General features: G+C 41.6%; 2 protein-coding genes. Both read left to right on the top strand.

The genetic code is table 11. From position 1 onward, the window contains the following. Positions 1-1411 (top strand): mechanosensitive ion channel domain-containing protein (locus F6K53_RS37680; RefSeq protein WP_293084788.1); only part of this gene is annotated, 1411 nt, incomplete at its 5' end. 14 nt (positions 1412-1425) lie between these two features. After that, positions 1426-2285: hypothetical protein (locus F6K53_RS37675; RefSeq protein ID WP_293084785.1), on the top strand; the 860-nt coding region annotated here is incomplete at its 3' end.

The following is a 2285-nucleotide window of genomic DNA, read 5'->3' as shown; positions in this document are numbered from 1 at the left end:
GCTATTTGAATTTGGTGGCCAAGCCTTTTCTCTGAGTTTCTTAGGCAAATTCCTGTTTTTATGTATCATCGCTATTCTGATATCCCGTACCATCAAAGCTCTGATTAAACATTGGTTACTGAGCCGTTTCAGGATGGATCGGGGTACTCGCGAAGCCCTCGCTTCTATTATCGGTTACATTCTAAGTATCTTAGGGTTTTTAATCGTTCTACAAACGTCAGGGATTAACCTAAGTTCTTTAGCAATCTTTGCTGGTGCTCTCGGTATTGGCTTTGGAATTGGACTACAAGATCTAGCTAGCAATTTTATCAGTGGTCTGACTATCCTGCTTGATCAACCGATTAAAGTGGGAGACTATATAGAAATCGATAATCTGTCAGGAACTGTGGAAAAAATATCGATTCGCTCTACAGTAATACGAACCATTCACAACGTTTGTGTTATTATTCCCAATAACAGTTTTGTCCAAAACAATGTCATTAACTGGAGCTACGAAAACCCTACAAGTCGTCTCCAAATTCCCATCAATTTTCCCGATGAATTAGATCCCCTTGTGATCACAGAGCTGCTGTTAGCGGCTGCCCGCCAAGAACCTCGAGTTTTATCTTCTCCCTCTCCCCAAGTTTGGTTCAAGGGCTATGGAGAGGAAGGGATGGATTTTGAACTTTTGGTTTGGATCGATAAACCAGCAGAGAGCCAAGGGATTAAAAGTGCTTTGTATTATCTGATTGATACTGAATTGCGATCGCGCCACATCGAACCCGGCCACCCTGAGCGAAACTTGCGTATTCACAATCCAGAAGCCTTAGTCTCCCTGTTTCGGCAATTACAAACCCCCGGGGTGACTCATGGCTCCTCCTCAACCCACAAGCAATCAACTACAGCTAAACGCAAACCCAAGTCTAAATCCGCTAAAGCCTGGAAGCTGGCAGATCTATTGCGGCAAGTAAGTTATTTTCAAAACTGCAGCGATATCGAACTGCGACATATCATTGAAGAGGGCTATCGGAAAACTCTCCCAGCTTACGAAACCATCTGTCGGGAAAACGATCTAGGGGACTCATTTTATATTATCCTATCTGGAAAAGTGGAAGTGTTTGTAGAATCGATTGGAAAACGAGTCGCTACCCGTAAGTCTGGGGAATTTATCGGGGAGATGTCTCTGCTGATGGGTACTCCCCGTACTGCTACTCTTCGTACCCTAGAAGAGACGATGCTGTTTGTGGTGGATCGAGACAATTTACAAAGTCTATTGGCTAAGCACGAAGAATTAGCTGACCGAATTTCTGAAGAATTATCCAAACGTCAAGAGACATTGGAACGCTTAGGAATAACTGTTAGTAGCACAGAGGAAGACGAAACTCCTTTCGCGGAAATTCGCAAACGTATTCAATCAATTTTTGGTATTTAAAACCGATAGTTATCATGAATAAAATAAATCAGGATAATCAGTATCTATTACACCCATCAATTGATGATTTAGCTCAGCTTCCTAGCTCCTTTATCGAAGCAGTCACTAGGGTAAAAACCTTTGCTCTGTTGGAAATGGAAAAAGAAACGGAGCGAAAACAGCTTTACTATCATAATTGTGACCATGTTAAGGGAGTGCAGCGTAGAGCTGATCGGATTTTCCAAGCCATCAGACCCTATTGGGAAGCCTGTCTGGACAATGATATAGCAGCAGACTATCTGAGCAGAATGAAACAGTTAATCGATCTGTGCGCCATTGCTCACGATATGGTACAAGAGTTTCTCCCTCAAATCAAACCCCATACTTCTAGACGGCGAGAAAATGGTGTGAGCGAAGCCGCTACAATTACTAAGCTTTTGGATTACATCAAAAATCAGAATGAATGGATAAGCAAGCAAACTTCTAACCATCTGACCTTGTTTACCGATTCAGATTTACAAATCATTATAGAAGCCATTAATGCTACCATTTGTTGGTATGATAGTTTAGACAATACAATTTACCAACCTGACCTCTACTATTCTGATAAAAACCTATCTCTGGTAGCTCGGATTATTGCTTTGGCTGATTTAGGCACTTTGGGAATGGAAGGAATTGAAGCATTTAACCAGGAAGGCAGTCTGCTATTTCTAGAAGAAAATCCTGATATTATCCCAATACTTTTGAATCACGATCTTCCATATTATGAAGCTATCGATAAACAAACGCTTTATGAAAATCTTAGACAACGGCTTCTGAAAAGGACTCGCTTTCAAGTCAATTTTGCTAAGGGACGAATGGCTAGATTGGCTCGTGAACTTAAAGGGTTGACCGC

The sequence above is a fragment of the Moorena sp. SIO4A1 genome, from assembly GCF_010672065.1.
Taxonomy (GTDB): Bacteria; Cyanobacteriota; Cyanobacteriia; order Cyanobacteriales; family Coleofasciculaceae; genus Moorena.
Note: the sequence above shows the minus strand (reverse complement) of the source record. Positions and strands in the feature narration are given on the sequence as shown.